The organism is Nitrososphaera viennensis EN76, from assembly GCF_000698785.1.
Lineage (GTDB): Archaea > Thermoproteota > Nitrososphaeria > Nitrososphaerales > Nitrososphaeraceae > Nitrososphaera > Nitrososphaera viennensis.
In genome coordinates this window covers 1,487,111-1,512,115 of record NZ_CP007536.1, presented here as the reverse complement: position 1 = coordinate 1,512,115, position 25,005 = coordinate 1,487,111, and the positions used below count along the sequence as shown (strand labels likewise).

General features: G+C 56.7%; 30 protein-coding genes and 1 rRNA gene. 15 read left to right on the top strand and 16 right to left on the bottom strand.

Annotated features, from left to right (window positions below; all coding sequences use genetic code 11):
• The first annotated feature begins 22 nt into the window (after positions 1 to 22).
• Genes NVIE_RS08600 through NVIE_RS08590 form a run of 3 tightly spaced genes read left to right on the top strand, consistent with a single transcriptional unit; the run spans position 23 to position 2,631 of the window.
• Positions 23 to 454 (top strand): hypothetical protein, encoded by a 432-nt coding sequence (locus NVIE_RS08600; RefSeq protein ID WP_075054896.1) that lies wholly within the window; start codon positions 23 to 25, stop codon positions 452 to 454.
• 42 nt (positions 455 to 496) lie between these two features.
• On the top strand, positions 497 to 2,050 hold the full coding sequence (locus tag NVIE_RS08595; protein ID WP_084790722.1) for a leucyl aminopeptidase: 1,554 nt from the start codon (positions 497 to 499) through the stop codon (positions 2,048 to 2,050).
• A gap of 8 nt (positions 2,051 to 2,058) precedes the next feature.
• Positions 2,059 to 2,631 (top strand): hypothetical protein, encoded by a 573-nt coding sequence (locus NVIE_RS08590; protein ID WP_075054895.1) that lies wholly within the window; start codon positions 2,059 to 2,061, stop codon positions 2,629 to 2,631.
• An 11-nt stretch (positions 2,632 to 2,642) separates the two neighbouring features.
• Here NVIE_RS08590 and rrf read toward each other — a convergent pair.
• The 3 genes from rrf to NVIE_RS15410 form a co-directional block, all read right to left on the bottom strand.
• A 5S ribosomal RNA gene (rrf, locus tag NVIE_RS08585) occupies positions 2,643 to 2,762 on the bottom strand.
• A 20-nt stretch (positions 2,763 to 2,782) separates the two neighbouring features.
• Positions 2,783 to 3,370 carry a winged helix-turn-helix domain-containing protein gene (locus tag NVIE_RS08580; protein ID WP_075054894.1) on the bottom strand — a complete coding sequence of 196 codons (588 nt, stop codon included), beginning with the start codon at positions 3,368 to 3,370 and terminating at the stop codon, positions 2,783 to 2,785.
• Positions 3,371 to 3,511, bottom strand: coding sequence for a hypothetical protein (locus NVIE_RS15410; RefSeq protein WP_158435153.1), 141 nt, complete (start codon positions 3,509 to 3,511; stop codon positions 3,371 to 3,373).
• 283 nt (positions 3,512 to 3,794) lie between these two features.
• On the opposite strand from NVIE_RS15410, the gene NVIE_RS08575 reads away from it, so the two are divergent.
• Both NVIE_RS08575 and NVIE_RS08570 read left to right on the top strand, forming a co-directional pair.
• Complete coding sequence (locus NVIE_RS08575; protein ID WP_075054893.1) at positions 3,795 to 5,612, top strand: ribosome biogenesis/translation initiation ATPase RLI; 1,818 nt, start codon at positions 3,795 to 3,797, stop codon at positions 5,610 to 5,612.
• 1 nt (position 5,613) lies between these two features.
• Positions 5,614 to 6,462: a class I SAM-dependent methyltransferase gene (locus NVIE_RS08570; RefSeq protein WP_174405436.1), complete on the top strand. Its 849-nt coding sequence runs from the start codon at positions 5,614 to 5,616 to the stop codon at positions 6,460 to 6,462.
• On the opposite strand, the gene NVIE_RS08565 is transcribed toward NVIE_RS08570, so the two are convergent.
• Positions 6,452 to 6,670 carry a hypothetical protein gene (locus tag NVIE_RS08565; RefSeq protein WP_075054892.1) on the bottom strand — a complete coding sequence of 73 codons (219 nt, stop codon included), beginning with the start codon at positions 6,668 to 6,670 and terminating at the stop codon, positions 6,452 to 6,454. The genes NVIE_RS08570 and NVIE_RS08565 overlap by 11 nt on opposite strands.
• Positions 6,671 to 6,716: 46 nt before the next feature.
• Entirely contained in the window at positions 6,717 to 6,926 is a 210-nt protein-coding gene (locus tag NVIE_RS08560) for a dodecin family protein (RefSeq protein ID WP_075056101.1), read from the bottom strand.
• Positions 6,927 to 7,055: 129 nt separating this feature from the next.
• Between NVIE_RS08560 and NVIE_RS08555 the strand changes: the two genes are divergently transcribed.
• Complete coding sequence (locus NVIE_RS08555) at positions 7,056 to 8,609, top strand: MCP four helix bundle domain-containing protein (protein ID WP_075054891.1); 1,554 nt, start codon at positions 7,056 to 7,058, stop codon at positions 8,607 to 8,609.
• Here the strand turns inward: NVIE_RS08555 and rimI are convergent, their stop codons facing one another.
• A complete protein-coding gene (rimI, locus tag NVIE_RS08550; RefSeq protein ID WP_075054890.1) occupies positions 8,610 to 9,110 on the bottom strand; it encodes a ribosomal protein S18-alanine N-acetyltransferase in 501 nt (166 codons plus the stop codon).
• 141 nt (positions 9,111 to 9,251) lie between these two features.
• Here rimI and NVIE_RS08545 point away from each other — a divergent pair, with 141 nt between their 5' ends.
• Complete coding sequence (locus tag NVIE_RS08545) at positions 9,252 to 10,427, top strand: site-2 protease family protein (protein ID WP_075054889.1); 1,176 nt, start codon at positions 9,252 to 9,254, stop codon at positions 10,425 to 10,427.
• On the opposite strand, the gene NVIE_RS08540 is transcribed toward NVIE_RS08545, so the two are convergent.
• Positions 10,411 to 11,559, bottom strand: a complete 1,149-nt coding sequence (locus NVIE_RS08540; protein WP_075054888.1) for a nickel-dependent lactate racemase family protein — start codon at positions 11,557 to 11,559, stop codon at positions 10,411 to 10,413. The two genes, NVIE_RS08545 and NVIE_RS08540, sit on opposite strands and share 17 nt — an antisense overlap.
• Positions 11,560 to 11,622: 63 nt before the next feature.
• On the opposite strand from NVIE_RS08540, the gene pyrE reads away from it, so the two are divergent.
• Positions 11,623 to 12,255, top strand: a complete 633-nt coding sequence (gene pyrE / locus NVIE_RS08535; protein ID WP_084790720.1) for an orotate phosphoribosyltransferase — start codon at positions 11,623 to 11,625, stop codon at positions 12,253 to 12,255.
• Between the two features lie 14 nt (positions 12,256 to 12,269).
• Here the strand turns inward: pyrE and NVIE_RS08530 are convergent, their stop codons facing one another.
• The 6 genes from NVIE_RS08530 to NVIE_RS08505 form a co-directional block, all read right to left on the bottom strand.
• Positions 12,270 to 12,884, bottom strand: coding sequence for a LemA family protein (locus tag NVIE_RS08530; protein ID WP_075054887.1), 615 nt, complete (start codon positions 12,882 to 12,884; stop codon positions 12,270 to 12,272).
• Between the two features lie 38 nt (positions 12,885 to 12,922).
• Positions 12,923 to 13,789 (bottom strand): TPM domain-containing protein, encoded by an 867-nt coding sequence (locus NVIE_RS08525; protein WP_075054886.1) that lies wholly within the window; start codon positions 13,787 to 13,789, stop codon positions 12,923 to 12,925.
• Between the two features lie 39 nt (positions 13,790 to 13,828).
• A complete protein-coding gene (locus NVIE_RS08520) occupies positions 13,829 to 14,392 on the bottom strand; it encodes a TATA-box-binding protein (RefSeq protein ID WP_075054885.1) in 564 nt (187 codons plus the stop codon).
• 127 nt (positions 14,393 to 14,519) lie between these two features.
• Positions 14,520 to 14,936 (bottom strand): secondary thiamine-phosphate synthase enzyme YjbQ, encoded by a 417-nt coding sequence (locus NVIE_RS08515; RefSeq protein WP_075054884.1) that lies wholly within the window; start codon positions 14,934 to 14,936, stop codon positions 14,520 to 14,522.
• Entirely contained in the window at positions 14,933 to 15,499 is a 567-nt protein-coding gene (locus NVIE_RS08510) for a signal peptidase I (RefSeq protein WP_075054883.1), read from the bottom strand. The genes NVIE_RS08515 and NVIE_RS08510 overlap by 4 nt, the downstream gene beginning before the upstream one ends.
• Positions 15,500 to 15,559: 60 nt before the next feature.
• On the bottom strand, positions 15,560 to 15,853 hold the full coding sequence (locus NVIE_RS08505) for a hypothetical protein (protein WP_075054882.1): 294 nt from the start codon (positions 15,851 to 15,853) through the stop codon (positions 15,560 to 15,562).
• 158 nt (positions 15,854 to 16,011) lie between these two features.
• Between NVIE_RS08505 and NVIE_RS15870 the strand changes: the two genes are divergently transcribed.
• Positions 16,012 to 17,331, top strand: a complete 1,320-nt coding sequence (locus NVIE_RS15870) for an NOP5/NOP56 family protein (protein ID WP_084790719.1) — start codon at positions 16,012 to 16,014, stop codon at positions 17,329 to 17,331.
• Positions 17,312 to 17,983, top strand: coding sequence for a fibrillarin-like rRNA/tRNA 2'-O-methyltransferase (locus NVIE_RS08495; protein ID WP_075054880.1), 672 nt, complete (start codon positions 17,312 to 17,314; stop codon positions 17,981 to 17,983). The genes NVIE_RS15870 and NVIE_RS08495 overlap by 20 nt, the downstream gene beginning before the upstream one ends.
• Here the strand turns inward: NVIE_RS08495 and rnhB are convergent.
• Positions 17,980 to 18,636: a ribonuclease HII gene (rnhB, locus tag NVIE_RS08490; protein WP_227717305.1), complete on the bottom strand. Its 657-nt coding sequence runs from the start codon at positions 18,634 to 18,636 to the stop codon at positions 17,980 to 17,982. The two genes, NVIE_RS08495 and rnhB, sit on opposite strands and share 4 nt — an antisense overlap.
• A 134-nt stretch (positions 18,637 to 18,770) precedes the next feature.
• Complete coding sequence (locus NVIE_RS08485) at positions 18,771 to 20,360, bottom strand: pyridoxal-phosphate dependent enzyme (RefSeq protein ID WP_075054879.1); 1,590 nt, start codon at positions 20,358 to 20,360, stop codon at positions 18,771 to 18,773.
• Positions 20,361 to 20,543: 183 nt separating this feature from the next.
• Here NVIE_RS08485 and NVIE_RS08480 point away from each other — a divergent pair, with 183 nt between their 5' ends.
• The gene (locus NVIE_RS08480) at positions 20,544 to 21,686 is read left to right on the top strand and encodes a tRNA (guanine(10)-N(2))-dimethyltransferase (RefSeq protein WP_158435152.1); all 1,143 of its coding nucleotides are present in this window, start codon (positions 20,544 to 20,546) and stop codon (positions 21,684 to 21,686) included.
• Here the strand turns inward: NVIE_RS08480 and NVIE_RS08475 are convergent.
• Positions 21,679 to 22,209 (bottom strand): hypothetical protein, encoded by a 531-nt coding sequence (locus NVIE_RS08475; RefSeq protein WP_075054877.1) that lies wholly within the window; start codon positions 22,207 to 22,209, stop codon positions 21,679 to 21,681. The two genes, NVIE_RS08480 and NVIE_RS08475, sit on opposite strands and share 8 nt — an antisense overlap.
• A gap of 78 nt (positions 22,210 to 22,287) precedes the next feature.
• On the opposite strand from NVIE_RS08475, the gene NVIE_RS08470 reads away from it, so the two are divergent.
• The 4 genes from NVIE_RS08470 to NVIE_RS08455 are packed head-to-tail and all read left to right on the top strand — an operon-like array spanning position 22,288 to position 24,981.
• Positions 22,288 to 23,139: a ferredoxin--NADP reductase gene (locus NVIE_RS08470; RefSeq protein WP_075054876.1), complete on the top strand. Its 852-nt coding sequence runs from the start codon at positions 22,288 to 22,290 to the stop codon at positions 23,137 to 23,139.
• A gap of 51 nt (positions 23,140 to 23,190) precedes the next feature.
• On the top strand, positions 23,191 to 23,493 hold the full coding sequence (locus tag NVIE_RS08465) for a DUF424 domain-containing protein (protein ID WP_084790717.1): 303 nt from the start codon (positions 23,191 to 23,193) through the stop codon (positions 23,491 to 23,493).
• Between the two features lie 5 nt (positions 23,494 to 23,498).
• Positions 23,499 to 24,356 carry a serine protein kinase RIO gene (locus NVIE_RS08460; RefSeq protein ID WP_084790716.1) on the top strand — a complete coding sequence of 286 codons (858 nt, stop codon included), beginning with the start codon at positions 23,499 to 23,501 and terminating at the stop codon, positions 24,354 to 24,356.
• Positions 24,357 to 24,366: 10 nt separating this feature from the next.
• Positions 24,367 to 24,981 carry a KH domain-containing protein gene (locus tag NVIE_RS08455; RefSeq protein WP_075054875.1) on the top strand — a complete coding sequence of 205 codons (615 nt, stop codon included), beginning with the start codon at positions 24,367 to 24,369 and terminating at the stop codon, positions 24,979 to 24,981.
• Positions 24,982 to 25,005 lie beyond the last annotated feature (24 nt).

Below are 25,005 nucleotides of genomic sequence, written 5' to 3'. Positions count from 1 at the left end.
GCGGTACAAGGTACCTTGTCGCTTGTCGCTGTCATCGACGTTTGCAAGGCCGCTACTCATATACGACGACAAGTGCTACTCGTGCACCAAGTTCGCCAGGACCGCCAGCGCCCTCTCAAGGGGCTGGATACGCACCGCAGGCCACTACCACTCGGAGGAGGCCAAGAGGGCCAGGGAGATGATATTCCCAAAAGGCTATGACGCTACCCGCATGTTCTGGCTCGTCAACAGGTCAGGCGCGCACGGGGCCCGCTCGGGACTGCCGCCGCTGGCAAGAGAGATAGTTGCAGGATGGTTCCGGGGAGGCAGAAAAAACATAGACATGTTGTCTGCACCTGCCTGCGAGTACGACGGCACCCCGTTGATGTCGTGCTACACGCCGACCAACGTCTTCAAGCGCCTGGCAAGGATGCTGTCGCACGGCGCGACCTTTCCCTTCGCCTCCTCCTCATAGTCATCATATTATTAAAATAGCGACGGGGCGCAACACAACCTCATGGTCCAGATCAGGGTAGAAAAGGCCAAGATCGATCAAAAGCAGACGTCGCTTCTGGTTATCGGCGTGTTTGAAGGCGAGCAGGATTTCTCGCAGTCCAAAGAGCTTGACCCGTCCGTTTTGACGTACATAAAAGAGGCGCTTGAGAACAAGGATTTCCGCGGGACTTTTGGCTCCAGCATGGTTGCGTACACGCTGGGCAAGGGCCCGATGAAAAAGATTATGCTCCTTGGCCTTGGCAAGCGGGACAAGTTCACCGACGAGATGGCAAGGATATGCGCCGGCAAGGCGGCCCACCGTGCAAGGGACCTTGGCACAAAGGAATTTTCTATACTGCAGTTCTCAAACCTCGACGAGGGGCTCGTGGAGGCGATGACGGAGGGCATCGCGCTTGCGCTATACACCTTTGACAAGTACAAGGCGCAGGACAAGGACGCCGTCCGCGTTGAAGAAGTCACGATCCTGATAAACTCTGACTCGCCGCGCTTTTCCATGATAGCCGAGCGCGCAAGCCACGTCGCAGACGCCGTCAACTTTGCACGCGACCTCGGCAACCTGCCCCCGAACGACTGCCCGCCGGCGCACCTTGCGTCGGTGGCGCTTTCTCTGGCAGCCGAATATGGCATGAAGGCCCGCGTCATCGACCGGTACGAGCTTGAGAACATGAACATGGGGGGAATCGTGGCGGTGGGCAAGGGGAGCAACAACCCGCCCAAACTGATAATCCTCGAATACAACGGCGCCACAGCAAGCGACGCCAAGCCCTACCTGCTTGTGGGAAAGGCAGTCACGTTTGACACGGGCGGCATATCGCTCAAGCCGGGAGACAAGATGGACGAGATGAAGTTTGACAAGTGCGGCGGCTGCAACGTGCTTGCGATACTGCGCGCCGTTGCCTCGCTGAAACTTGCGGTAAACGTGGTCGGCATCGTGCCGTCGGTGGAAAACATGCCGTCAAGCACGGCGTACAGGCCCGGCGACATTATCAGGATGTACAACGGCAAGACAGTCGAAGTGCTCAATACCGACGCCGAGGGGCGCATGATCCTTGCAGATGCGCTGGCGTACGGCATTTCCACCTACAGCCCAAAGGCAGTCATCGACATGGCCACGCTAACTGGCGCAGCCATAATCGCGCTTGGCGCCAACGTCGCGGCGCTTGTCGGCAACAACAAGCAGCTGACCGACAGGGTGCGCAGGATGGCAGAGAAGGCCGGCGAGCGGGTGTGGGACTTGCCGCTGTACGACGAGTTCCACGAGCAGATAAAAAGCTCGTACGCTGACATCAAGAACGTCGGGGGCAGGTCCGGAGGCGCGATAACGGCAGCGGCGTTTCTCTCCAATTTCGTCGCCGGGACGCCGTGGGTCCACATGGACATCGCCGGCACGGCGTGGACGCAGGACGGCACCTACGAGAGGAGCTACAACCCAAAGGGCGCCACGGGCTTTGGCATAAGGACGCTCTTGAAACTGCTTGGAGAGGAAGAAAAGCCATCAACATCATCATCGTCATCATCACAGCAGGGACAACAGCAGCAACAACAGCAGCAGTAGTAAGAAATATGCCTATTTTTGCAGTCGACACTCTGGTGGAGGCCCTTGCGGCTCTTGGCTACGCGTGCAAGGAAGGAGCCAGGTCAGACGTCAGGCCGGACAGGTGGCCCTACTTTGAGCGGTGGCTGCAAAACCGTGACGGCTTTGTGACCATGGAAAGCGGCCACATAGACTATATCGGGATAGAGGAGGTCGTGCGCATGGGCCCGTTTTTCAACGTCTACTGCCTCGTCGGAAACGACTCGCTGTCGGGAAGCGACGACAACGCCCACAACCTGCTGGACGCAAGCCCGTATTTCCAGCTGCATAACGGCCGGCCAAAGAACCTGGGCTGGAGCGGAGGCGTGCTTTCAAACCTGCTTGCGCAAGATGCCGAGCTTTCGGCCGAGCTTGCAAAAAACATCATGAAGGAAGAGTGCAAGCGCATCAACGTCCGGGCGCACAACTATTGCTGCGTCGTTGAAACGTCGGTGTGGGACCCTGCTGGCCTTGCCTCCGTGTTTGGGATCCTGGACAGGATGGCGATGCACGCCCGCAAGCTGATGAAGCAGGTGCACTTTGGGGAGAACGAGTATGTATGATATGATGATGATAATGCCAGCACTGCTGCTTCCCGACCGCTCACGCAGATCAGTAACACAGCAGCGACGACAGGTTTGACTTCCGGGTTCGGAATGGGACCGGGTCGCACCCTGCCGCTATGACCGGCTTACCCTCTCTTTCAAGAAGGGGTTAATTTAACCTTGCTCTTCGTTCCTTTTCCAGCTTGTGAATTTCCTTCCTGATTAGGGAGTGCCTGAGGTCCGTAGAGACCAGCACCTCCCGGTTCAAAGAAATCGTGACAGACTCGACTCCCTGGACCTTTTCCAGCACGCGGGTCTTTGTCATCACATCGGCCAGCGAGCTTCCCATGCGGAGCATGTACTTCGTCGGCGGTTCCTGGGTGTGGTGCGTCAGGGCAGTCTCGCCTATTGTCCTTCGCACTTCGCTCATGCCGACCCTCCCGGCGACCAGCAGCTGATATATCAATTTGCCGGAATCCGTCAGTGCCCCTAGACTTGGCTCGATGGAAATCGTTTTCGTCTCTAAGAGCAGCTCAAGGTGCTTGCGTACAGTCTTTGGACTCAGCCCCGTGGATTTTACAAGTTCGCCAAATGGCAACTTGGGATCGTCTACCAAGGCATCCATTATGGACAGGTCGATAATCGAAACCGGCGCTCGCCTCTTCTTTTTGCGTGGCGTAAAAGCCCGTCCCGAGGGCCTGGACCCCAGGATATTTGCGAGGCCGTCCGTGGCCTTGCGCTCGTCTTTTGTCCACATTCATACGGTCATCCGCTCGTCCAGCTTCCAGGCCACCCAGGATACGTCCGGCGCCGCAAGCGCCGCCAGCACAGTCTTTCGCGTAAAGTCGCCCCGGAAGAACAGCAAAAGGTCATCGCGGTCAAACACGCCTGGATCCATCGATAGCATGAACCTCTGGAGGATCCCTTTGCTCTTCAGGCGCTCCAGCCGGTCCCTGACCGCAGGAGCAGAGAGACTCGCCTGCCAAGCTCGCGACTAGAGGCAGGGCATTTGTGGTATGGCTGACAGGTACTGCCCAGGCGTACCAGGTGGCAAAAAATCGCCCGATTGCTGGCGGCAGGGACGCACGCCAGTTTTTGCTATGCTCCGGGTTGCCGGCAGGACTTTTAGATGCGAAAAAAAACACTACCTATATAACGCATTCACGCCGCAAAGAGCTTGCATGGGAAGCGACGACCCGTCATCGACCCACCGCGTAGCGGTAATGGACTATGAGCTGTGCCAGCCAAGAAAGTGCGGCCTAGAGTGCATAGTATACTGCCCGGTGAACAAGACGGGGGGCCAGTGCATAATCCAGCGCGAGGAGGATGGAAAAGCGCTTATATCCGAAGAACTGTGCACGGGCTGCGGCATCTGCATAAAGAAATGCCCCTTTGACGCCATTGTAATAGTCAACCTTGCAAAAGAGCTGTCGGAGGACAAAATTCATCAATACGGCGTCAACTCGTTCCGCTTTTACCGCCTGCCGACTCCAAAAAAAGGCGCGGTGGTCGGCCTCGTGGGCCGAAACGGCATGGGCAAGTCCACGATCGTAAACGTCCTTTCAGGCAGCATGAAGCCAAACCTCGGCAGGTTCGAGGGCGAGCCTGCATGGGACGAGGTGCTGAAATATTTTCAGGGCACTGAGCTAAAAGCCCACTTTGAAAAGATAGCAAACGGCCAGCTGCGCGCTTCGATCAAGCCGCAGCTCGTGTACCTGATACCAAAGGCTTTCAAGGGCACGCCAAAAGAACTGCTAAAGAAATACGACGAGCGCAAGGTCTCTGACAGCTTGGTCGAAGAGCTGGGACTGAAAAACGTTCTTGACCGCGACCTTGCTACTCTTTCGGGAGGCGAGCTCCAGCGCCTTGCGGTGGCGGTGGCGGCGGCAAAGGACGCCGACTATTACTTTTTCGACGAGCCGTCCTCGTACAACGACGTGTACCAGCGCCTTGCAGTCGCAAAGGTGATGAAAAACCTTGCAGAGCAGGGCAAGAGCGTGATGGTAGTCGAGCACGACATGACGCTCCTTGACTATCTGTCCGACTATATTCATATAATATACGGCGAGCCGGGCGCGTACGGCATCGTCTCGGCACTGCAGAGCACCAAGGTTGGCATCAACAACTTTCTTGACGGCTATTTGCCGGCGGAAAACGTGCGGTTCCGCGAAAAGGCGTTCCGCTTTGACGTTGCCACCGCGGCGGACGACATCGTGGAGGAACTGGCAGTCGCAAGCTATACCGACGTTTCAAAGGCATTTCCCTCGTTCAGGCTGAACGTCGCTGCGGGCAAGATCCGCAGGGGCGAGATAGTGGGCGTGGTGGGCGCAAACGCGCTCGGCAAGACGACGTTCATGCGCATGCTCGCCGGGGTCGACAAGCCCAACTCGGGCAAGATTGAGGTAGGCGCCAAGATATCGTACAAGCCGCAGTACCTCAACCAGGATTACGAGGGCGACGTGCGCTCGCTCCTGTACACGGCGTACCAGGCCCCAATCGAAAACTCGCCGGCAGAAGAGCAGATCATAATCCCGCTTGGCATAAAGAAACTTCTTGAAAAGAGCGTCAAGAACCTGAGCGGAGGCGAGCTGCAAAAGGTCGCGGTTGCCGCATCACTCTTGCGCCAGGCAGACATTTACGCGCTTGACGAGCCGTCCGCCTTCCTTGATGCAGAGGACAGGATAGCGGTCGCAAAATTCCTGCAGCGCTTTGTCAGGGCGCAGGGGCGCTCGGCGATAATCATCGACCACGACCTCCAGCTGGTAGACCTTGTGTCAGACACGCTCGTGATATTCGAGGGCGAGCCGGGCATAGAAGGCCACGCGACTGCCCCCATGCGCAAGGAGGATGGCATGAACCGCTTTTTGAAGGCGCTTGCGATCACATACAGGCGCGACGAGACCACCGGCAGGCCCCGCGTGAACAAGGAAGGCGGCAGGCTGGACAGGGAGCAAAAGGACTCGGGCAACTATTACTACACAAGGCAGCCGCAGCAATAAAATGCCGCACATGCTCAAAAACGTGCTAGCCGGCGTGCTCCCTGCCGAAGAGGCATCGCAGGTCTATTCCGCGTTTGATCAGGTGGGCGACATTGTCATAATAAAAATCCCTGACAGCCTTGCCTCAAAAAAGCAAGTTATAGCAGAGGCGATACTTGCAAATGTCAAGACCGCAAAAGCGGTGTTTGCGCAGGCGTCCGCGGTAAAGGGCGACTACCGCATCCGCGAGCTAGAGTTCGTCGCAGGCGAGAACCGCACGGTCACGGAGTACAGGGAGCATGGCTGCAGGTTCAAGGTCGACGTTGCGCGCGCCTACTTTTCGCCGCGCCTGTCGACAGAGCGCCAGCGCATAGCAGGCCTCGTGCAGGACAACGAGACGGTGGTCAACATGTTTGCCGGCGTCGGCACGTACTCGATAATAATCGCCAAGGCGGTCAAGACGTGCAAGGTGTACAGCGTCGACTCCAACCCCGTGGCAAACTACCTGTGCATCGAAAATGCCAGGCTGAACAAGGTGGCCGACCGCGTCGTGCCAGTGTGCGCTGACGCGACCGAAGCGATAAAAACGCAGCTGGCAGGCGTCGCAGACAGGGTGATAATGCCGCTTCCGGAAAGGGCAAGAGAGTTTGTCGGGCCGGCCGTGCTTGCCCTGAAAGAGCGCGGTGGCGTCGTGCACTATTTTGCCCACGTCAAGGCAGACGGCAAGCAGAAGGCAAGGGAAGAGGCAGGCGCAAGGGACGCTGCAGAGGCGTTTGCGCCCTACAGCTGCGAAATCATGGAAACAACGGTGGTCCGGGAAGTCGGCCCGCGCGTCTACCAGATCGTCGCCGACGTGAAAATCACGAAGTGACTCTGTCTTCCTTTGGCGCAGTCAGCATCGTGTAGCCTATCCAGCCAAGCACCGCAAGGAGTATGCCCACCGCGGCCACCATCGTGAACTTGATTATCATCTCGCTGTACTGCGTCCCGAACATGGCGTAGGCGTAGGCGAAAAACACGATTATTGCAGCCGCTAAAAGGGCCGCACCTGCGCCCTTGTTGCCCTTCACTGCGCCCATGCCGTTGATGGCAAGCTGCGCATCTTATCAATCTTTAGGGTAGCAGCTATTCTTCCTTCCGGCGGACCTTGAATGCAACGCGCACCACCGCCTGGTACTCTACTATCTTGTCGCTGTTGACAATGGCGTTCATCTTCATCACCTCTGCCGTGCGGATGTCCTTGACGGTCCTTGCAGTCTCTGTTATGGCGTTCTGGACCGCGTCCTCAAAGCTCTTTGCCGACTCGCCCAGGATATCGATGTACTTGAAAACCATGCGCATATCTTATGGTGTGTGCTTTTAAACTCACCGACACAGGCCGCGATTAGGGCAAAAGCTTCCCTTTGTTGCCCAAAAAGCGGTCCTGACAAAACTTACATAGAACCTGCCTCTATCGATCTATGCTTGGATTTTAAGAACAGGCTCATCCTGTTTTTCATCCTGATAGCGATCATACCGATCATCGCGCTTTCGGCCGTCTCGACGGTCACGATAATCAAGTTCAAGGACCAGATAGCCAACATCTATTCCGGCTACGTCACGAACGTGGAATTGCTCTCAAAGAACAAGGGCGACCTGCTTGGCATGAGGTCAGACCTAATCCAGTTCGCAAGCTCGCAAGACCCTGCACAGAAAAAGGCCGGCATATCCCACATGATCCTGCTCAAAAACGGGATTGCCTCGACCGCGGGGAGCTACAAGACCATACAGGACCTGCCGGGCGACTTTTTGCCTGCGCAAGGAGTCGACCTGAGCAAGATATCTGCAGACGAGACCGTCCTTGTGGAGACCATAGGCCAGCAGTGGGAGGACTATAGCTCAAGGGTGGAAGACCTTGCGATCCTGTCCACGGACCCGTCGTTTGCGCCCCAGGCGCAGGCAGAGGCGCTGCAGCTCGTGGCCCAGACTGACAGGCTAGTATCGTCGTACGACGATCTTCTCGCAATCGACGCGCAGATAGGCGAGGCATCCCGCGCCCAGTCGCAGCAGGTGATGCAGCTGGCGTTCTTTTACGGCGGCCTTGCGTCTGCAATCTCGGCCGCGTGCGCCACCGCGGCAGCAATACTCATCTCAAAGAGGGTGGTGCTTGGCGACCTGGTGCGCATGACAAAGCTGGAGCTTGTCGAGACCACCCTTCGCGACCTCATCGGCGGGGGCTCTGACGCCCTGCTCCAGATGGTAAAGAGCCAGATGCAGGAAGGTGGTGCGCCCCGCACTGTTGTTGCAGATGTGCCGTCGGCCGTGGTGCCGTCCGCAAGCGAGGACGACGTGGTCATCGGCAAGAAAAAGGCCAAGGCCTTCATCGAAGATGACGACCCGGCAGCGGCCGCAGGCAAGCCGACATGGGCCTTTGCAGAGGACAATAACCTCAAGCCGGCAGCGGCGGCCGCCGGCAAGACAAAGGCCTTTGCAGATGATAATGACGAGAATCTGCCGGCTCCAAAACAACAAGTCGGCGACTACAAGGGCAAGCTGGTCCTTCTCAACGCAAGCAGGTTTGGCCACGCGGCAAAGGCGCTTGAAGGCCTGCTTGCAAGCCAGAACACCATCGTCCTCACAAGGAAGGGGAGCAACATCTACTACCGCGCCTTGCAGGGCAAGGGCAAGCCCAGGCTGTACATACTCCAGTCGGTCGCTGCCGTCGGCGGCGCCAAGGAGGGCGGCGGCAGAAACGAAGAAGGCTCCGAGCGGGTGATCCTGTCGGACAACGAGGAAAGAATAGCCCGCGAGATAGAGTCGATAACCCGGGAAAACCCCGGCTCTACCGTCCTCATCGACAGCGCGACAGAGCTGATATACATGCTTGGATTTGAAAAGGCGTTTTCTCTTTTGCGCCGCGTGTCAGAGACCGTCTCGTCCTACGAAGGCGCAGGCGCTGTAGTGCTGGTGAATGCCAAAGCCCACGAGCCGAGGATAATGGAAGCAATAAGCAACATCGCAAACGACTTTGTGGACTAGCTAGGCGAGCTCGAGCGCCATGAGGTACGCGTCCTCGCCGTCGCGGTAGTACGAGCGCAGCCTCGACTTTGTCTCAAAGCGCAGCTTCTCGTACATCTTGATCGCGCTGGTGTTGCTGACCCTGACCTCGAGGTAAATCTCGTCCGCCTTTCTCTGCAGCACGCCGTTGATGCCCTCAAGCATCAGCGCTTTTCCGACGCCCCTGCCCCTGTGCTCGTCAAGCACGGCCACGGAGACGACGTGGCCCTTTTTCACAAAGCCCAGCTTGCGAAAGTTGGAAAAGCCAAACTCGATCTTGCACATGATGTAGCCGATTACCTTGCCTCCTGTCTCGGCCACGATGAACGCCTCCGGGAGCTCCCTCAGTATCGACTCGAAGAAATAGTCCGAGTAGTGCTCCGGCAGGGCGGCCATGTTGATGTCAATCACTGCCTGGAGGTCGCTGTCCTCGCAGCGGCGTATCACATAGTCGTCGCCTACTTTTCGCAGGGCAGTCTGCAAATCTGAACTAGACTCTGAACCGACACTATTTAACCTTAAGTTTGTCAATTCTGCTTTTCGCCGAGGCCGGACCTCACTGCTCTGTACGTAGAGCCATCTGGAACAATGTTTTAATCCCAAAATTGCCAATAGGTCACTGTAGTGGCAAGCTTTGTCGAAGGCGACTACTCACGGGCGGTCCCGGTCGTCTCCTCATTCTACCGCATAGTGGACATGCAAAAGCACCAGACCGAGGACGCCGTCCGGTTCCTCATCGCCGAGTCGGACATCTATGACTCGTTTCCCAAGCTCGTAAGGGAGCTTGCCAAGATGGACATGATAGCCACTGCCAAGCGCACCAGGTACGCGTCGAGGCTGATGCCCACGCTTTCGTCCACCAACCTGACGGTCGAGGACGGCATAGTGGTGACCGTGTCCAAGGTCCAGAAGCAGCCGCCCAGGCAGGGCAGCAACAGGTACCTGCCCTCGATTCCGGCGATCCTGTTCATAGCGACTCTCACAGTAGTCTTTATCGACGGCCTGTACCGCTCCCAGTCAGACTTTGCCAACGTGTTCATCCGCAACCCTCTGCTCCTTGCGGCAGTATACACGATGTCGCTAGTGGGGATACTGGGCGTGCACGAGATGGGTCACATGATAGCAGCCAAGCACCACGGGATCAGGGCGTCGTGGCCGTATTTCATACCTGGGATACCGGGGCTATTTGTGCCGACCTTTGGCGCTATGATCCAGATACGAAGCAACATGACCAACCGAAACGTCCTGTTCGACGTGGGGATTGCCGGGCCGATAGCCGGCCTCCTGGTGACTATGGTGGTGTCGGTGTACGGCTCGTCGATATCGGTGCTCGTGCCGGCAGACAGGGTGCAGGACCTCTTTGGCGACTCTGGACTGCTGCGCATAAACAGCAGCATCCTGATGCAGGCGACCCTGGACTTGACAGGCCACGGCGCAGCGGCCGGCGACGCGGCCCTGATAATGTCGCCCGTGCTCTTTGCCGCATGGGTGGGCTTTCTCATCACGTTTCTCAACCTGCTGCCGGCGTGGCAGCTGGACGGCGGGCACCTTGCAAGGTCTGCCCTTGGCGTCAGGTGGCACCGCATCCTGACCTACTCTAGCGTCGGAGTGCTGACAGGCCTTGGCTACTTTATCATGGCCGCGTTCGTGCTCCTCTTTAGCTCACGCGCGCCGGAAAGCACGCCCCTTGACGACGTGTCCCCGCTGTCGAAAAAGCGCAAGGCGCTCTTTTGGGTTGCAATAGCACTTGCCGTCCTGTGCGCGCCGCTGCCTGCCGAAGTGTTCACGTCCTTGGCCTGAGAAGGGTGATGTCGGCGTCAGACACTACAAGGGCCTTGTGGCCCTTGCCGTTTCGCGCAAGAAGTTTCTCAAGGGCGTCCTTTGCGCCCGCGTACGTAGCAAACCCGAGCTTTGCTCCTGCGTAATAGTGCGGCAGGCTCGACACCAGGCCCAGCTCGCATTTCTGCCTCAGCTCCTGCATGTACAGCAGGTGCTCAAGGCCGTCAGTATATTGCGCAGTTGCAAGCTGTTCCTGCTTGAGCCTGCCCTCGACAAACGCCTGCAGCGCGCCGCCCCCGACGCCTTCGCGGCATTCGGCAAGGAGCACGGCAGACCCGCCGCCCCTGACGATGTGGGCTGCGTTCCAGAGGGAATAGAGCGCGCCGGCAAGCGTCGCGTGCGTGCCAGCCTCGCTTCCGGCGCTGATTATCGCGGACCTGACGGGGTCGGCCTCGACGGTCGCAACCGCCTTTAATTGCTCGACCGCCCTTGAAAACGCCTCCTGCACTGTGCCGGCGTGCACGCCGGCTATTCCGGCGCCGTTTGCCACAAGCTCGACCGACGTTGCGGCAGGAATAATAACGCCTTCAATAGCTGACGTCGCTATTTTCAGCGGTTCGCCCTGCTCGCCGGGCGCCGGCACGTTGCCTTCTTTTCGCGCCGAAAACGCCTCTGCCATTTTTTCAGGATACAGGGTGCGCACGAGCGCGGTGGGCGCCCCGGAGAACCCAAAGAGCGGGTCAAAGCCGGCCTGCGACACTATGACGGTGCTCTGGAATTTTTTTGCGCGCTCTTCAAGCGACTGGTAGTCAATACGGTTTATCGAAGGTGCTGCCTGCGGGTCGGCAGGTGCAATAGCTGCAAGGTTTGCCCGCAGCGCGCCGGCGGCCTTTGCAGGGACGTCAACCGTAATGGCTGCATAGCCCTTTGCCCTTGCAGCTTCTGAAATAGAGACAACCGCCTTTGCGACCGCCCTTGACGGGGCAAGCGCCAGCACCAGCATGTTGTCGGTTACTGGGACAGAGTCAAGCGCCGCTTTTGCCTGCTCGTCAGGCATGGCTGAAAACGTGGAGGAGACCTGGCTTGACAGGTTTTCAAACCTGATGTCCAGCACCACGTCGGTGCCGCCGTACCTGAGCCATATCTCCGGCATATATCTATCTCCCGTGCAAGCCACGATGACAAAAGATAAAAACGAATCCCTTGCAGATCAACCGTGCCTTCCTCCTCTGATTTTACCCTGGAATTTGCGTCGTTCCTGCTAAAGAGCAACGCGCTCAAGTTCGGCGCATTCACGCTTGCAAGCGGCAAGCCAAGCCCCTACTACATCGACCTGAGAATGCTGCCAAGCTTTCCGGCGCACTTTCGCCTGACAATAGGCGCCCTCAAGGACGCCGTGGCAAAAAAGGTGGCAAGCTTTGACACCTTTGCCTCGGTGCCGACCTCCGGCCTCGTCTTTGGCTCGGCCCTTGCCTACGAGATGGAAAAGCCCTTTGTCTACGTGAGAAAAGAGTCCAAGGGCTATGGCATGAGCAAGCTGGTGGAGGGCCACCTTGCCTCCGGCGCCCGGGTGGTCATAGTCGACGACGTTGCGACCACCGGCCTTTCCGTGAGCAAGGCGATCGACGCGATAAGGGCAAACGGCGGCGTTGTGGAGGATGTTGTGGCCGTCGTGAACAGGATGGAAGGCGCGGAGGAAAAGCTAAAGCAGATGGGAGTCAGGCTCACCTCTGTTGCCACGATACAGGATATCGCCGGCGCCCTGCACAAGGCCGGGCTTGTCGACGACAGCACCATGGACGCCGTGGTAAAGCAGATAGCCGCAAGCGGCGGCCTGGAAACCGACTAGTAGCTATCTGTTGCCTACTGCGGCACCTGGATGTCCACCTGCGGGACAGTCGTCTGCGCAGCAGTCGTCGCCTGGTAGGACGCATACTGCGTCATCCCCCAAGGCTTGGTGCCTAGGAACCCGCTTTCGTTGAACACGTTGTTCGGGAACGTGCGCAGGTTGACATTAAAGTCGCGCACTCCGTCGTTGTAGTAGGTGCGCGCAACTGCTATGCGGTTTTCCGTGCCCGCAAGCTCGTCCATGACCCTCCTCAGCTGCTGGTCGGCCTTGAGCTCCGGGTAGTTTTCATAAGTTATCAGTATCTTGCTGAGCGCCTCTTCTATCTGGTTGCTCGTCTGCACGCGCTCGTTTACTGTCGGCGCCCTCTGCCAGTCAGTCCTGAGCCTCGTGACGTCTTCAAGCACGCTCTTTTCAAACTGGAGGTAAGCCTGCGCCGTCCTGACTATGTTGGGTATAAGGTCATACCGGCGCTGCAGCTGGACGTCTATATCTGCTGCAAGCCTCTTTACGTTCTCGTCCTTGGCCTGCGCCGCGTTAAAGCCAGAGAAATACATGGAATACAGCGAGCCTATGATTATTGCAATGACACCAACAACAGCGCCAACGATTATGATGCTCTTCTTGACCAATGTGGTAGCCTGTCATTATCTGCGCCTATTTATTACCTTTAGCGCCCCGCGCCTCCGCCGCCGGACCTGCCGCCTCCGCCGCCAAAGCCGCCTCCCCCGCTACCTCCTCCCCAGCCGCCTCCGCCGCCATACCCGCCGCCAATGAAGTAGCCGCCCCTCCTCCTTCTCCTTCCGTACTTGGCGTCCAGTGCCGCTACTGCAATGACTGCCGCAAAGACCAGCACAAAAAAGATGACGGTCTGCGTATTGTCGTCTTCTGCTGATGGCTGAAAGCTGTCCGTGGGCACAGGCACAGAGTCGCCTGCCTGGTAGCCCGTCTGCGTGCCAAGCGCGACCACTGTATTCAAAAACGCCCTGTCAAACGCCGCCGTACTGCCAGTGTCCTCATACTCCTGCCTTGCCGGCACAAGGTAGCGGTCAAGGATTTCGCCAGCCGTCCCGTCAGTGATGTTGCCCTCAAGCCCCCTGCCCACCTCGATCCTCATGGAGCCGCCACCGCCGTCGCGCTCTAGCGACATCAACACGAGCGCGCCGTTGTCCTTTCCAGCCTTGCCGATGCCCTTTACGCCGTCCAGCGTCAATTCGTTGTAGATGTAGTTGGCAAGCATGTCGCGGTCCTGAAGCTCTATTCCGTCCTTCTTTATCCCGTGGCCTACAAAACTTGGGATGGTGTAAATCACGATCTCGTTCGTGGTCGCGTCGTCAAGGCCACGCAGGTACGCATCAATTATCTGGCGGTATTCAGGCGTGATGACTTCTGCCCTGTCGTAAACGTACGCGGGGCGGGAGCCCTTTGCAGCAGCCTGAGAAAAGACCGGGGCTGCTGCGGTGGCGGTAGATGCAACAACAATAATTATTGCAACTAAAAAAGCAAGCGCAAGGGCCCTGGCCACGACAACTGACATTCTAGTACGAGCGCTAATAACCCTTTACCCTTTCTTCATTCATCCTTCGTATATCATCAGGTTCTTTTCTTCGAGGAGCGTGTGGAGGTTGCCGACTGCCCTGTAGACCTCGCTCTCCTTCTTGGCGCCGGTGCACACCAGCTTGCCGGAGGCAAAGAGCAGGATGACCGTCTTTGGGTCCAGCATCCTGTGGATGAGGCCGGGGAACTGCTCCGGCTCGTACATGCTCCTTGGAAGAACGCGCGCGGCAAGCTCCAGATGGATCTTGCCTCCGAGGCTTGCAGACGCGACGATGTTCTGAATCTCTATCTGCGGCTCGTTTTCAAGCGGGATGCCGCCCTTTTTCAGCTTTTGAACCACGTTTTTGACCGCCTGGATTGCCATCTTTTCCGACTTTGCGCCGGTGCAGACCATCTTGCCGGAACTGAAAATCAGAGTCGCTGTCTTGGGCGACCTCAGCCTGAACACGAGGCCCGGGAACTGGTCCGGGTGGTACTCGACGTCCGGGAATATCTGGGTAATCAGGTTTAGGTTGACCGTCTGGTTGACGGTTGCAGAAGCTACAACGTTTTCAATGCTGACTATGGGCTTGGTCTGCGGCATAGTCCCCTTTATAAAGGGGTGGTATATATACCTGCTTGCCATATTTTGAATGATTTCCTGAAAATTTGAAGTAAATTTCAGCCAGCCAATTTAAGCGGAGCTAAATACTCCACTCTATTGCCGCTCTCTATTCGCCGATGACCTTTACCAGGACGCGCTTTGGCCTCTGGCCGTCAAACTCGCCGTAAAAGATCTGCTCCCACGGGCCGAAATCAAGCTTGCCGTTTGTGATGGCGACAACAACCTCGCGGCCCATCACCTGCCTCTTCAGGTGGGCGTCGGCGTTGTCCTCGCCGGTGCGGTTGTGTAGGTAGCTCTCCGGCGAGTACGGTGCAAGTTTTTCGAGCCACTTTTCAAAATCCTGGTGCAGGCCGCTTTCGTCGTCGTTTATGAAAACGCTAGCCGAGATGTGCATCGCGTTCACCAAGACCATGCCCTCCTTTACGCCGCTCTCCTCAACGACCTTTCTCACCTGCGGCGTGATGTTTACAAAAGCGTGCCTCTCTGGCGTGTTGAACGTCAGGTATGCTGTCCTGGATTTCATGCCGACGGCGGCTGGCCTGTTGACGTGCCAGAAGAAGGCGGCTGCGGGGCGTCGCCCTTTCCCTTTCTGCCCCACTTGCTGAAGAACAGTATCACAAGAATTATCGCAATTATGATGTAGTTGACAGGCGGGCTGATGATCTTTGTTATCACGCCGGCGCCCGGCATGACGTACACCACCTTGCCGATATAGTTCTCCTCGCGGATTGGATAGTCCGTACCGGGTATGGAGGCCGGGTTTGCGTCGCCCTTTGTCCGGATCACGCGCTCGCCGGCGGAATTCTCGCCAATCTCGGCCACGCGATGGACAATAACGCGGTCCTCGCCGTCGGGCCTGTCAAACACGATGATGTCGCCGACCCTGAGGGTGTCCCACGAGCCACCGTCCCTGACCACAAGGACGTCGTTTACCTCCAGAGTCGGGACCATGCTCCTGCTGGAAACTACGTAGAACGGGTTGTTGGTGTCAAACGCAAGCCTGAGCCCAAGCCATACTATGGCCACGCCGGCAACGACGATGATGATGTCGCGCATTGCGACGGGCAGCTTGGACTTTTGCTCCAACGGAGGCTTTGTGACGTAAACATTAGATAAACGTTTTCGAACTATGTTCTTGTTCGTTCTCTAACGCATTTCTAGCTGCTTCATTATGGCCTTTCTCAGAGCCGGCATCCTCGACATCACGATTGACAGCAGGTCTGCAGTCTCGTCCCTGTCCGGCTGCCTGCCGTTTTTGCCTTCAAAAGAGGCCATGAAGCTGCCGATCACCATGCCGGCCAAAAGGCCGTACGCAAACTCGCCCGCGTCGCCCTGCCCCGGGACCATCCTGCCCGCAAGGGTCGTGGCCACCTTGGGGTCTTTAGCAGCCGCCTTTAGCAGCGCCTCAAGCTCTTTTCTGTCTGCAAGTACAAGGCCCATATACGCCTCTCCAGTTGGCGGGGTGGGTATAAATTCTAGTAAGAAAACTCATTTGCTTTCAGCCTTTGCGAAAACGAACTTGCTATTCAAAATTACGGGGTACAAGCGACTATACCTTATCTTTTTTAATGGCATTATTGTAGCACTCACGTACAAAAATGTCTTCAAGTAACAGTAATTCTTGCTCAGTGGTCCTGCTGGAGCTTGGCATAGCCGCCTTTGACGGCGCAGGCAACGCCGTGGCGTCAAGGAAATTCGACAGCGCGCTGCACTCGTACCGCCTGCTAAAGAGCGGAGGCACGCCGGAAGAGATCAAGCCCTTCGTGGACCAATTGCGCTCATACGATACCCTGTCAGTAAACGACGCAAGCGTGGCAATAGTGCTGCGGCAGGCCGGACTCAACACCCAGATGATGCAGGAGACCCAGCAGCAAGAGATCCAGGCAAGCAAGCCCGACTATATCGTCAGGGCCGGGTTTGCGGCAAGCCCGCAGGACGCCATGCAGGCGCTGCGCGACTTTGCGATAGAGCTTTCGTCATCACGCGTAAAGGAAGCGTCAGAGAAACTCGACCTTCACATAGTCCAGTCGATAAACGCGCTGGACGAGCTGGACAAGATAATCAACACGATAGGGACGAGGATGCGCGAGTGGTACGGCCTGCATTACCCGGAGCTTGACAACCTCGTGCAGAGCCAGGTCGCGCACGCAGAGATAATCAGCAGGGCCGGCTCGCGTGACAAGATAACAAAGGAAATCCTGGAGAGTGCCGGCATGCAGGACAAAAAGGTGGAGATAATACTTGACGGCGCAAAGCGCAGCAGGGGAGGTGACATGACGCCGGAGAACCTTGCAATCGTGAAAAAGCTGGCAGACCAGGTCATTCTGCAGTCTGACTTGCGGCGCATACTTTCAGACCACATCGAGGCCGCGATGGAAGTAGTCGCCCCGAACGTCAAAGAATTGCTAACAGCCGCGGTGGGCGCAAGGCTCATCGCCAAGGCCGGGAGCCTCGCAAGGCTTGCCGTGCTCCCTGCAAGCACGATACAGGTGCTTGGCGCAGAAAAGGCGCTTTTCCGCGCGTTGAAAACAGGCGCAAGGCCGCCCAAGCACGGCATACTGTTCCAGCACCCGCTCATACACTCGGCTCCAAAGTGGCAGCGCGGCAAAATCGCCCGCGCAGTAGCGTCCAAGGTCGCAATCGCGGCAAGGATAGACTATTATCGGCACGCCGGCAAGGACGCCCAGATCACGGAAAAGCTGAACACGCGCCTTGAAGAGATCCGCGAAAAGTACAAGGAGCCGGTGCCGGAAAAAGAGCGCGACAAGAAATACAGGGAGCATGAGAGGCGCCAGGACAGGGGACCGAGGCGCTTTGGCGGCGGTGGAAGAGATAGGCGCGAAGGCGGCCGCGACAGGTTTGGCGGCGGCAAGAAGAAGGGAAAGGACCGAAAGCACTTTGGAAAACGACGGTATTAGGTGGATCTTTGCCGGCGGCGAAAAGCACGCTGCCACAATAAACCTTGTCCCCGGAAACAGCGTCTACGGTGAAAAGCTGGTCAAGCAGGATGGCGAGGAATACCGCCTGTGGGACCCTTTCCGGAGCAAGCTTGCTGGCGCGCTGAAAAAGGGGCTGAAGAACCTGCCGATAAAAAACGGCATCAAGGTGCTGTACCTCGGCGCGTCCACCGGGACGACAGTGAGCCACGTCTCTGACATTGTAGGCAATTCCGGCATAGTGTTTGCAGTCGAGCCGGCTACGCGCGTTGCCCGGGAGCTTATAGAGAACGTGGCGTCAAAGCGCAAGAACGTAGTGCCAGTCCTCGAAGATGCAAGAAAACCGAATTCGTATTTTTCCGTGTTTGGCAAGGTCGACGTCGTCTACTGCGACATCGCCCAGCCTGACCAGACGGACATTGCGATAGCAAACTGCAACGCGTACCTAAAGCCGGGAGGAGTCATGCTCCTTGTGGTAAAGACGCGCAGCATCGACGTTCTGATGGATCCAAAGGCAGTCGTCGTACAGGAGGCAAAAAAGCTGGAAAAAGCGGGGTTTGTGATAGACCAGGTGCTGAACCTTGAGCCGTTTGACAAGGACCATGGCATGATCTACTGCTTTTTCAAGTCCTAGAAAAGCGTCCTCTGCTCCATCCCTTCAAGCATCATGCGCAGGGGCTTCCACGACTTTCTCGCAAACGCCGGCGGCGTCTTTTTCATCTCCACCCAGTTGCGGATGAAAAGCATAGTCTTTTCGTCGGAGGGGTAGCCGGAGCCGATGTCGCGGTAGCGCTTCCTTATCTTTTGTATCTCCAAATCGCGCGTTATCTTGGCCAGTATCGACGCCGCAGACACTACCACGTTTATCCTGTCTGCATGGTGCATAGAATGTATTGTCATCGCCTGTGGCATGCTCTTTAGGTGGCATGCGATGTGCTCCTTATAGCGTTCGGGGTTTGTGTCGCAGCAGTCGACGTACACCTCGTCGACCTTCATCTTGCCGATGACGTGCGCCATCGCCCTTGCCTCCAGCTTGTTCAGGCCGCGCTGCAGCACGTGGCTGTCAACCTCTGTCGACTTTATCGTGTGTATGTGGTGGTGGTCGGCGATGCTGACTATTTCGTCGTACAATCTTTCGCGGGCCTGCCGCGTCAATTGCTTCGAGTCCCTGACGCCAATCTCTTTTAATTTTGTAATTTTTGACTCGCGGACAGAGACGCCGGCGACTACGAGCGGCCCTATTATCGAGCCGCGCCCCGCCTCGTCCACGCCGCCAATTAACAGCATAAGCTGTCTATGTGATTTGGGAGGTAGCTATTATCCCTTTTGCGCTTGGGCTCTGTTCGATCTTGGGGGCATTCGAGAATAAATCGTGCTCAATATCCATCGCTAGCGATGACCCGATCATTGAACAGCGTCCTTTATTCGGTAGCCATTCGCACCAATTCAGGTATCTGCTTGCCTTTTCCTGCAGAAAGGGCGGATATCCCGCCATTCAAACTTTCAGCTACAATGCCCTTCTGTGCAAGCACTTCAGCTACCCTGAGAGACGTATTTCCCATCATGCAGACGAGCAGCGGCTTTGCATTAGCACCACCCAGCGATTTTTCCATCTCCTTGGGCACCTGCTGGGTTGCCAATAATTGCTCCACCTCCCTGGCCGTCGGAACAAAGATCTTGCTTTCATCGACGCCCAGCGATTTTGCGATGAGCTCTATTCCTTCTTTGCGCGGGGTATACATTGTATGAATCCAGACAACCCTGTCATAATTTCCGATGTTCGAGACAGCTTCCTGCAGGGGAACCTGCAAGCTCCTTTGTTGTTTCTCTTCACCCGCCATCGCTTCAAGGCTTTTTCTGTACTTTTGGATCCCGTCTGCGATCATCACGACAAAGTTGCTGCCGCCCATGCCAAAGTTCGCCATCTGTATCACGGCGTAAAGCGCGAGGGCACTGCTTTCCCCCATGTCGTACCCTTTGTCCACAAAAAACTTTAGCAGGCGTTTTGCCTGCCTGAAATCCACTTCGTGCTGTCCTGCATACCTGTCAGGCTCGTAAAACTTTAGGCCCGCTGCCTTGCCTTTTGTCCTTATTCCCGCAACATCCTGGTCGCCGAGTGGAAAGACTACGTGCACGGACTTTTTGCCGTATTTCTCCATCATGTACCTGCTCAGACCGCCGGAGGTGCCGCCTGTGCCAAACGTGCAGACAATTCTGGACTCTGACAGCGCATTTCCTTGTTCACGCAGTTGCTGGTCCAGCTCTGCAGCCGTCACGGTTCTGTGCGCTTCAATGTTCAGCTCGTTGTCGTACTGTTCTGGGCAGAAGCCGCCGTAGATCCTTGCAAGCAGCTTTGCCAGGTTTATTATGTCCTGGCTCGCTAGAATCGCTTCTACCTCAGAGCGCGACTTGTCGAAAATTGCAGGGTCAAACCCCAATTCAGTGAGCTGTGCGCGAACGTTTGAGGCTGTCGCCCTGGCGGCCATGAGGTTCGCGTTTCCCTTCATTCCCGGGGCAGGGCAGATGTCCATGTCGAGATTGATGATGCGTGTTTTTTCGTTTCTCAGCTCGTCGAACACTCCTTCCTGGAGCTTCCGAGAGACAAGGGCAACAACATCTATGCCCAGCTTGGAGATCTGCCCCAGAGCAATTCCAAAGTTGCCCGAAGTCGCTTCAAATATCGTCTGCCCGCGCTTGAGCTTCCCGGTAGCGATGGCGTCATGGATTATCTGTACTGCCGGCCTTACTTTTATTGAGCCTGCCAGCAAGTCCGAATCGAACTTGCCGAAAACTCGCAGGGCTTTGTCGGCAAGGTCCAGGCCGAACACATTTTTTGCGCATTCCTTCAGGTCTTTGGTGATGTCAACAAGCGGAGTTGCGTTGATTATTATTGCCGCTGCCTTGCCCGCGCCAGGTTCCTCTCTCAGGTGAGGAACCTTGCTCTGGACCTCTTGCTCAAACTGCAAAAGCAGCGAGTCATCAACGTTATTTACCTCGTCCTGTCCTTGCAATTTACTTCACTCTCTGCAGTTTAATTCAGCAGCCGGGTATAATAAAATGTGTGATGGATGGTGTTGCTGCTGGTAGCTTGTATCATCGACCACATCGATATTGAAGTGATCTGGCGTCCGACGAACAGTCATGACAGTGCCTGCGCTTACAATAATAAATATCGCATGAAACAGCCCTCTTGCATGGACGGCTTTGTCGAGACGGTGGAGTGCAAGACAAGACTGCTAGTGCCAGCACTGTCCCTGACGGAAAGGGTGCCGCCCAAGGTCCCTGCCTTTTTCAACCCTGCGGCAAAGCAGAGCCGCGACCTTTCAATACTTGCGTACCGCGCCTTTGCTCCCCGGCTGAAGAAGGAAAAGACGCTTGCAGACGGCTTTACCGGGATTGGCGCCCGGGCCTTGCGGGTGGCAGTGGAGGTGCCGGAGATAGAGCAGGTGTTTGCAAACGACGCCAACCCGACAGCGATTGAAGCTGCCAGAAAATCTGCAGAACTCAACGGCGTCTCTGGAAAATGCCGCTTCTCTGTCAATGAAGTCTGCAAGTTTCTGATGAAGGGAAACGACAGCGAGGAGCGCTTTGGAATAGTCGACCTCGACCCGTTTGGGACGCCCGCCCGCCACGTCGACTGCGTTCTTCGCGCCGCGCTTGACGACGGCCTGGTCTCGATAACCGCGACGGACACGGCTGTCCTCTGCGGCGTCTATCCAGAAGTGTGCCTGCGCCGCTACTACGGCCGGCCGCTGAACAACAGCTACGGCAACGAGACCGCGCTGCGCCTGCTCACGTCGCTGATAGCGCTCACCGCTTCAAGGCTGGAGCTCGCGATAAAGCCGGTGTTTTCGCACGCCACGATGCACTACCTGCGGGTGTACGCGCAGGTATCGGTCAGCTCTAGCGAGGCAAATGACGTCTATGCAAGCATCGGCCACGTGATGCACTGCTTCAACTGCGGCCACCGGCTTGCAACTGCCGAGTACGACGGGAACGCCAGGTGCGAGCTGTGCCAGAAAAAGCTCCGGGTTGGAGGCCAGCTGTGGACGGGGCCCCTGCACGAAAAGGGGTTTGTCGCAAAAATGAAAGAGCAAGCAGGCAAAGACGAGAAAAGCAAAAAGGTCCTTGATGCGGCCCTTGACGAGATCGACGACGTGCCCTATTACTTCAAGGCAGACGAGATCTCTTCAAAATTGAGGACAAACCCGCATTCGATACCAAAGATAATCGAAAAGCTGCGCGCTGCCGGCTATAAAGCGTCAAAGACTTCGCTCAATTTTGGCGCCTTTAAAACAGATGCAAGGCTGGACCGGATAATCGACGTGCTCAGGTAGCAGCAGTAGTCGGGAAAGCCTTTATCGAGCGGTCTATCAAGTCGTTCATCTCGGCCTTGATAGAGTCAAGCGTTGCATGATCTCCGCTCTTGTTGTCGCTGTCGACTAGTCTCTTCATCTCGTCAAGGTAGCTGCCGAACTTGCCAAGGGCCTGCGAGTAAAGGCCGTAGCTTTCCTGCCACTCTTGCGGCACGCCGGGTGTGTCTACGCGCTTTTTCAGCGCGTCAAGGTCCGACCTTGCCTTGCTTATCGCAGAATTCATGTCGTTGGCAGTGACCTCGCCCTTGGTCCACTTGTCAAACGAGTTTTCAACTTCCGTCGCGGCAAAATTGTGCTGCGTGTAGACAAATGACAGGTTGTCAGCAGGCAGGTTGGCGGCGTCGGCCGCGGCGCCTTCCCTGTCGGTGATGTTGGTGCCCGTGGGCATGCCGCCCTGCTGCGGCAGGAACCAGACGAGCAGGCTGGCACCGATTATGCCGCCTGCGATTATGGCCGTTATCGCTATGCCCTTTGCGCTTGCCAAGACGATCTATACCGAAAGGGCTCCAAATAAAAAGCATATCAAAATATACCGTAAACTCTCGAGTACAGGTACACACACATGAGCGCGCAGCCCAACCTTGGAAAACTTGTCTACAGGAAAGACCTTACCCCTGACCTTGCGATAATCCGCATCCAGCCGTCAGACGGGAGCCCGGTGCCCGACTTCAAGCCCGGCCAGTTCGTCACCCTCGGGCTAAAGCTGGACGGCGAGGGCGACAAGATAACAAACCGCGCCTACTCGCTTTCCTCGCCCCCGGAGGAAAAGCGCTACTTTGAGCTGTACATAAAGTGGGCGCAAGAGCCGGTGCCCGGCAAGTTCACCACCGCCCTTTTCAACATGAAAGAGGGCGACGAGCTTTACTGGCGCAAGCCCGCCGGCGCCTTTACCATAGAAGACAAGAGGGTAGACGGCACGCCTGACGAAAGGACGCTTGTTCTGGTCGCCTCCGGGACCGGACTTGCGCCGTTTGTGGGCTATGCCCTGCACCTAAAGGCGACAGGCTCCCGGCGCAGGATAGCGCTGTTGCACGGCGCTCGCAACGCAAAGGAGCTTGGCTACCGGGACCTGTTTGAACGGCTCGCAAAGGAAAGCAACGGCAATTTTGTCTACTTGCCGACGGTGAGCAGGCCAAACGATCCCGGCTCGGAGGGATGGACCGGCCACACCGGCAGGGTGGAGTCGCTTCTGGTGCCAAAGGATAGTAATGGCAATGGTGGTGGTGATCGCCTGTCCGAGCTTGAAAGGGCGCTTGGCGGCAAAGTCACGCCGGAAAACTCGTTTTTTCACATCTGCGGCTACTCGGGCACCATTGACAGCGTGATCTCGATACTGCAACCGCTAGGGTTTGTCAGCAACAGGCACAAGCGCAAGGACGGCTCGTTTGACATCAAGGTAGAGACGTACGGCTAGCAGTAAAAGATACAGCAATACTCATTACACTGTCTGTAGAAGCTAGATCAGTTGTACGCTGCCCGGACCACCCAGTACCAGGGGTCTCTCATGATAGACATCTGCGACCTTGAGTTGATAGGGAGCAAGCTGGAGCAGGACGGCCTTGCCATCGACCTGACCGAGTCGTACTTCAAGCAGGACGTGATAGAGCCGCAGCAGGCCGGCGAGCTCTTGAAGAAGTGCGCGATTGCAAACCTGGTAGGCGACAAGATCGTTGGCCAGGCGCTTTCGATGAAGATGGCAAAGGAGGCAAGCGTCAAGCGCATATCCGGCGTCCCATTCTTGATGATATTCAAGTTCCAGCAAAAGTGACCTAGATGGGCAAAGACGACGTAGAGCCGGAAGAAGAGAAACAGCAGCAACAACAGCAGCAAGAACAAGAACAACATAAAGAGCCAAAGGCCGTCGCGCGGGCCGACAGGCGCTATGCGCGCCACGAGCGGGAAAACCGCTTTTTGCAAAAAAAGTCGGAGGACTACCAGGTGGTGGAGGAGGTGTTTGACATGCCCACCATGATGGTCATCACGAAAATGGTAAACGACGGCATACTGAAATCGGTGCAGAGCCACTTTGCCTCCGGCAAGGAGGCCAAGGTGTTCATTGGAGAGGCGCCCGACGGCTCGCCCCTTGCGGTGAAGATATACCTGACGGTGAGCTCCGAGTTCAAGAAGAGGATGCAGTACATCGCCGGCGACCCGCGCTTTTCAGAGATCAAGGGAGGCACCCGCAACTTTATCTCCGCGTGGGCAAGAAAAGAGTTCAAGAACCTGCAGCAGGCGCACAAGGCCGGCGTCCGCGTGCCGGCGCCAATAGCGGTTGAAAAGAACGTCCTTGTCATGGAGTTCATCGGCGACAGCGAGGGAAACGTCGCGACCCCGCTGGCAAACCTTGAAAGCGTAACAGAAGCCGACTATGCTGAAGTGGTGGAGCAGCTGCAAATACTGTACCAAAAGGCCGGCCTCGTGCACGCCGACCTGTCAGAGTACAACATATTCAAGAACCCAAAAGGCGAGATAATCCTGCTTGACTTTGGCTCGGCAGTCGACGTCAAGCACCCAAATTCAAAACAGTTTTTAGTCCGCGACGTGCAGAACGTAAACAGGTTCTTCATCAAGCGGGGCATAGACGTCATTGACACCACGCACCTCATGGACAGGATAATGACAGCGGGATAAAACAAGAGATATGAGCTTCCAGCACAACGTCAAGCTTCCAAGGGAAAGGATAGCCGTCCTGATAGGCAAGGGCGGAAGGGTAAAGCAGGACATCGAGAAAAGATGCGGGGTCGCAATCGAGGTTGACAGCGAGTCCGGCGACGCCGTGATAACGACCGGGGAAAACAAGCCCGTGGAGCAGATAGAGATGTTCAAGGCAGTCGAGATAATCTCTGCTATCTCGCGGGGCTTTTCGCCCCAGCGCGCCATGCGCCTTTTGGAAGAGGAGGAGATGCTGTTCCAGCAAATAGACCTGCGCGACTACACCGGCAGGTCGCCAAGCGCGCTAGAGCGCGTCAAGGGCAGGATAATCGGCGAGGGCGGCAAGTCAAGGCGCACGATAGAGGAGCTGAGCGGAGCGTCCATGTCCGTTTACGGCCACACAGTGAGCCTGATAGGCACGTACCACGAGGTCAGGCTTGCGACGGACGCAATAGACATGCTGTGCCGGGGAAGCATGCACAAGAGCGTCTACAACATGCTGCAGGAGGCAAGAAGGCGCGACAAGATGGACAGGATGCGCCTGTGGGAAGACGACAAGCGCGACGTGGAAGAAAGCGAAATAATGGAAGAAAAAGAAACCTAGGCAAACGTGGTATAGCTCAACCTT

Coding starts and splice junctions, on each gene's coding strand:
- NVIE_RS08580 (WP_075054894.1), bottom strand. CDS start 3,370: ATGTGGACAAAAGACGAGCGCAAGGCCACGGACGGCCTCGCAAATATC.
- NVIE_RS15870 (WP_084790719.1), top strand. CDS start 16,012: ATGTCTTCAAGTAACAGTAATTCTTGCTCAGTGGTCCTGCTGGAGCTT.
- NVIE_RS08560 (WP_075056101.1), bottom strand. CDS start 6,926: ATGGTTTTCAAGTACATCGATATCCTGGGCGAGTCGGCAAAGAGCTTT.
- NVIE_RS08525 (WP_075054886.1), bottom strand. CDS start 13,789: ATGTCAGTTGTCGTGGCCAGGGCCCTTGCGCTTGCTTTTTTAGTTGCA.
- NVIE_RS08570 (WP_174405436.1), top strand. CDS start 5,614: ATGCCGCACATGCTCAAAAACGTGCTAGCCGGCGTGCTCCCTGCCGAA.
- NVIE_RS08455 (WP_075054875.1), top strand. CDS start 24,367: ATGAGCTTCCAGCACAACGTCAAGCTTCCAAGGGAAAGGATAGCCGTC.
- rnhB (WP_227717305.1), bottom strand. CDS start 18,636: ATGCTGTTAATTGGCGGCGTGGACGAGGCGGGGCGCGGCTCGATAATA.
- NVIE_RS08470 (WP_075054876.1), top strand. CDS start 22,288: ATGAGCGCGCAGCCCAACCTTGGAAAACTTGTCTACAGGAAAGACCTT.
- NVIE_RS08540 (WP_075054888.1), bottom strand. CDS start 11,559: ATGCCGGAGATATGGCTCAGGTACGGCGGCACCGACGTGGTGCTGGAC.
- NVIE_RS15410 (WP_158435153.1), bottom strand. CDS start 3,511: ATGGATCCAGGCGTGTTTGACCGCGATGACCTTTTGCTGTTCTTCCGG.
- NVIE_RS08505 (WP_075054882.1), bottom strand. CDS start 15,853: ATGGGCCTTGTACTTGCAGACAGAAAAGAGCTTGAGGCGCTGCTAAAG.
- NVIE_RS08515 (WP_075054884.1), bottom strand. CDS start 14,936: ATGAAATCCAGGACAGCATACCTGACGTTCAACACGCCAGAGAGGCAC.
- NVIE_RS08520 (WP_075054885.1), bottom strand. CDS start 14,392: ATGCCGCAGACCAAGCCCATAGTCAGCATTGAAAACGTTGTAGCTTCT.
- NVIE_RS08595 (WP_084790722.1), top strand. CDS start 497: ATGGTCCAGATCAGGGTAGAAAAGGCCAAGATCGATCAAAAGCAGACG.
- NVIE_RS08565 (WP_075054892.1), bottom strand. CDS start 6,670: ATGGGCGCAGTGAAGGGCAACAAGGGCGCAGGTGCGGCCCTTTTAGCG.
- NVIE_RS08575 (WP_075054893.1), top strand. CDS start 3,795: ATGGGAAGCGACGACCCGTCATCGACCCACCGCGTAGCGGTAATGGAC.
- NVIE_RS08460 (WP_084790716.1), top strand. CDS start 23,499: ATGGGCAAAGACGACGTAGAGCCGGAAGAAGAGAAACAGCAGCAACAA.
- NVIE_RS08480 (WP_158435152.1), top strand. CDS start 20,544: ATGGACGGCTTTGTCGAGACGGTGGAGTGCAAGACAAGACTGCTAGTG.
- NVIE_RS08590 (WP_075054895.1), top strand. CDS start 2,059: ATGCCTATTTTTGCAGTCGACACTCTGGTGGAGGCCCTTGCGGCTCTT.